This is a genomic window from Streptococcus sp. k-378, assembly GCF_013277505.1.
GTDB lineage: Bacteria > Bacillota > Bacilli > Lactobacillales > Streptococcaceae > Streptococcus > Streptococcus pseudopneumoniae.
Window position 1 is genome coordinate 1 of the sequence record NZ_VMNC01000154.1, and the last position, 3,629, is coordinate 3,629.

Consider the following 3,629-nt stretch of genomic DNA (forward strand, 5'->3'; position numbering starts at 1 on the left):
GAGGTATGAATGATTTGGGATAAATCCTCCTCTCTCTTTTTTGAAACCGATTTCTTATATGATAAGAATATCATTTTTATTATTTGTTGTCAAAGAAAAAATCGAATTTTTTAGATATTTTACTATAGTAGATTGAATTTTATTTAAACAACCAAGTAACTAAATAAAATAGAAAAGTTCATACTGTAATCTCCTTTCACATTTTAATTAATTATAAATTATTCTTAAATAAACTCCAAGGACATCAATGTCCTTAAAATCTAACCATTTCGTGTCATTTTTAGCTTATATCTAAAAAACAGCTCTAAAGACGAACTTTAGAACTGTTTTGATACAAGAACAGGGACATTTTTGTCACTGATTCACTATGTTTATAAATATTTTTTGACATCCTCTTGCCATTCCTCTGTCAATTTCTTTACTAGAAATTCATCTCCAATTAGCTGCGCAAATGTTTTAGAAGACTGATAAAATGATTCAGCTAAACTAAAATCTCTTTCTTCTCTTAATGCTTGCTTCCACAAAAACATAAATATAAGAGGCTTCTTTTGATAATCTTGAGTTTTATCCATAATTTCTTGTAAACACGATAGATAATCATTAAAACAATCAGTTACTCCTACCTTTTCAAGACAACACATTCCTGAAATAAGAGTATCTCTAATTATAAAGTAATTCTCTATTTGAGTTACCTTCTTCTGTTCCAAAAGAAAGAGCATTAGCTTTTCGATTTGATTTATAAATTTGGCAAGATCTTTTCTAATGAGCATTTGATAAAAAAACAAACGAATCAACAACATATCATTTGTTGAATAAACTTCTTTTTCTATGATCTGAGGCATATGTTCCTCAAGTATTAACTCTGCATATTCAGGCCTTCTAGTTCTAGAAGTATCCAAACACGCCTGCAATACTTCACATGCTAATTGTTCTTCTTTAGGAAGATTATCAAAGTATGTTTTATAAATCTCTTCCAAACACGCTTCCTTCTTATCGTACTCCTCTTCTTTACCATAGATTGGTTCACGTAAAATCTGGTATTTCAATTCTAAATAAGCAGAAGGAAGAGCTGAAAAATCCGGCATAAGGCTATAAGCTGGAACTCCTAGCCGGCGAGCAATATAGTCTAACTTGGGCAAACTCGGTTGCGAAGCTCCACTTTCAATTCGCGACAGTTGACGAACTGTCAGTTCTTGCTCATCTCCACAAAAATCTGGACGACTAATTCCTTTTTCTATCCGAATCTCTTTAATTTTTTGACCAATTAACATCAGACGCCTCCTCTTCTACCTGCTTCGAAAAATACTGTGAAACTTAAAAAATTGTAACGATCACATCTTTCCTACTCATAAGATTTCATAGCTTCTTCCACTTCTGCTAAAGTAACCCCAAACAACTCTAAGCGCTTGAGGAGTTGCTTGCCGTTGGAATAGCCGATTCGGAGATCCTCTCCTAGATATTCTCTGCGCTTACGGCTATCTGCCCCTGCTAGAAAACCAAGGCGAATCAAGTCGCTACGACTGATGTCAAACTGACTCTCATGTTCAAATTGTTCTGTCACCTGAGCTAGAGCCATTTTCAGGTCTTCATAGCTGGCATGCTCAATTCCCAGAGAACGCCCCTTAGTTTTGGACTTAGGAACAGCTTCTTCTCGTTTGAGGAAGGCATGCTGAACTGTTGGAATAGCCGTCATAATCATGCGCCGAATCCGCTCCCCATTAAAATCTGGGTCTGTAAAGACAATGACTCCATGGCGTTGGTGCAGGCGCTGAATCCGCTCTATATCATGTTCATTGATGGCAGAACCTCGTGTTTCATAGGTCTCTACATCGAAATAACGTTTGAGATTGGCCGTATCATCGCGACCTTCGACCACGATAACTTGGGAAATTTTTTCTTTCATCACTTGCTGTCCAATCCAAAAATGCGCTCTGCATTTGCAGTTGTTACTGCCGATAACTCCTCGGTCGTCATGCCACGCAAATCCGCGATAAAATCTACTACATAGCGAGTATAGGCTGGTCTATTTTCGCGACCACGTTTAGGAACTGGTGCTAAGTAAGGCGCATCCGTCTCCACCAACATCTTGTCCAAAGGTAACTCTTTAGCTGCTTCTTGGATGTCAGTTGCCTTCTTGAAAGTCACCACTCCTGAGAAGGAAATGGTCATGCCAAGCTCAACAAACTTCTCTGCCCATTCAAGAGTTCCTGAGAAAGAATGCATAATGCCACCTCGAGGGCCAACTCCCTCGCTCTTGATAATCTCATAGGTATCTTCCAGCGCATCACGGGTATGGACAACAAAAGGCAAATCCAAGTCCTTAGATAGCTGAATCTGACGGCGAAAAACCTGCTCCTGCACCTCTTTGGGCGCTGTCATCCAATGATAATCCAAACCAATCTCACCCAAAGCAACTACCTTTGGATGCTTGAGCTTATCAAGCAAGTAGTCTTCAATTTCCTCTGTGTAAGTCCCTGCTTCTGTCGGGTGCCAACCGATAGTCGCATAGAGCTGGTCATACTCATCTACCAACTCCAAGGCACGCTTAATCGTCGGTTTATCAAAACCAACAATATTCATCTGTGTCACACCCATCTCAGCAGCCAAGGCAATTTCTTCCGCCTCACGACCTGCAAATTCTTCTACATTCAAGTGTGTATGTGTATCAAAAATCATCTCTTCTAACCTCGTTTTCTATCTTCTATTATACCAAAAAAGAGGAGGGGCACCCAATTTTTCGGTTTCCCTCCTCTCTTCAATAGAGCTATTCTGCTAGCTTTTCTATCCGATATTGCCCATCTTCTATTCCACAGTTAGAGACAGAAGAGACTGGTTACATTGATAGAATAGAATATCCCTGTTCAGCTAAAGTGTGTGATTATCTTGGGTTCTCACTTTTCTCATCCATCACTAGGATTGATGACTTCTCAAAATCCCCCTTATAATCTAACTTTAAGTAGAGAATAGAAATTTCTAGCTATCCTATTTTCTACGTCTAGCCTTTCTTCCTAGCAAAGCAAAACCACTTGTTGCCACCACTAGACCAAGACTAGCAAGTGCTGCACTTGATGCTGAACCTGTGTTAGGTAATTATTTGCCAGCAGGCACTTTAACAGTTGATTTTTCATCAGTAACTATGTACTACTCTAGATTCAATCTATTATATAAGAATGTTGAGTTACTAGCTCATCCTTCCATTATCTCTTATATTACAAAATACTCCATAATCTCCAGTAGCATAAATCTGGCTAGAGATTATGGAGTTATTTTCAGCCTTAATATCCTATCAAAAAATAATATTAAGATTCATTCAGTTAGATTTAGTTTACCAATTCACCATTAGCATTGACTCTATAGCCGTTTACTGTTGTATTGACTGCAAGCATACCTGATTCATCTACATAGTACCATTTCCCACTAACTTGGAACCATTGGCTAACTTTCATATCGCCATTACTGTTGAGGTAGTACCATGAACCATTGTCTAGTAACCATCCTGTGGCCATTGAGCCATTACTATTGAGGTAGTACCATGAACCATTGTCTAGCAACCATCCTGTGGCCATTGAACCATTACTATTGAGGTAGTACCATGAGCCATTGTCTAGCAACCATCCTGTGGCCATTGA

3 protein-coding genes and 2 pseudogenes are annotated in these 3,629 nt (G+C 38.6%); all 5 read right to left on the reverse strand.

Going from position 1 to position 3,629, the window contains the following annotated elements; genetic code table 11:
• Nucleotides 1-371 precede the first annotated feature (371 nt).
• Nucleotides 372-1,271 carry a helix-turn-helix transcriptional regulator gene (locus HT719_RS10975; RefSeq protein ID WP_000904845.1) on the reverse strand — a complete coding sequence of 300 codons (900 nt, stop codon included), beginning with the start codon at nt 1,269-1,271 and terminating at the stop codon, nt 372-374.
• A 71-nt stretch (nt 1,272-1,342) separates the two neighbouring features.
• A complete protein-coding gene (rnmV, locus tag HT719_RS10980; protein WP_023938948.1) occupies nt 1,343-1,903 on the reverse strand; it encodes a ribonuclease M5 in 561 nt (186 codons plus the stop codon).
• Nucleotides 1,903-2,676 carry a TatD family hydrolase gene (locus HT719_RS10985; RefSeq protein WP_172929219.1) on the reverse strand — a complete coding sequence of 258 codons (774 nt, stop codon included), beginning with the start codon at nt 2,674-2,676 and terminating at the stop codon, nt 1,903-1,905. Before HT719_RS10985 ends, rnmV begins: the two co-directional genes overlap by 1 nt.
• A 306-nt stretch (nt 2,677-2,982) precedes the next feature.
• Nucleotides 2,983-3,117 (reverse strand): annotated as a pseudogene (locus HT719_RS10990) (LPXTG cell wall anchor domain-containing protein); the annotation flags it as partial.
• A gap of 203 nt (nt 3,118-3,320) precedes the next feature.
• Nucleotides 3,321-3,629: pseudogene (locus HT719_RS10995) on the reverse strand (N-acetylmuramoyl-L-alanine amidase family protein); the annotation flags it as partial.

Excerpts from the sequence above, each read along its gene's own strand:
- HT719_RS10975 (WP_000904845.1), bottom strand. The coding sequence starts at position 1,271 with ATGTTAATTGGTCAAAAAATTAAAGAGATTCGGATAGAAAAAGGAATT.
- rnmV (WP_023938948.1), bottom strand. The coding sequence starts at position 1,903 with ATGAAAGAAAAAATTTCCCAAGTTATCGTGGTCGAAGGTCGCGATGAT.
- HT719_RS10985 (WP_172929219.1), bottom strand. The coding sequence starts at position 2,676 with ATGATTTTTGATACACATACACACTTGAATGTAGAAGAATTTGCAGGT.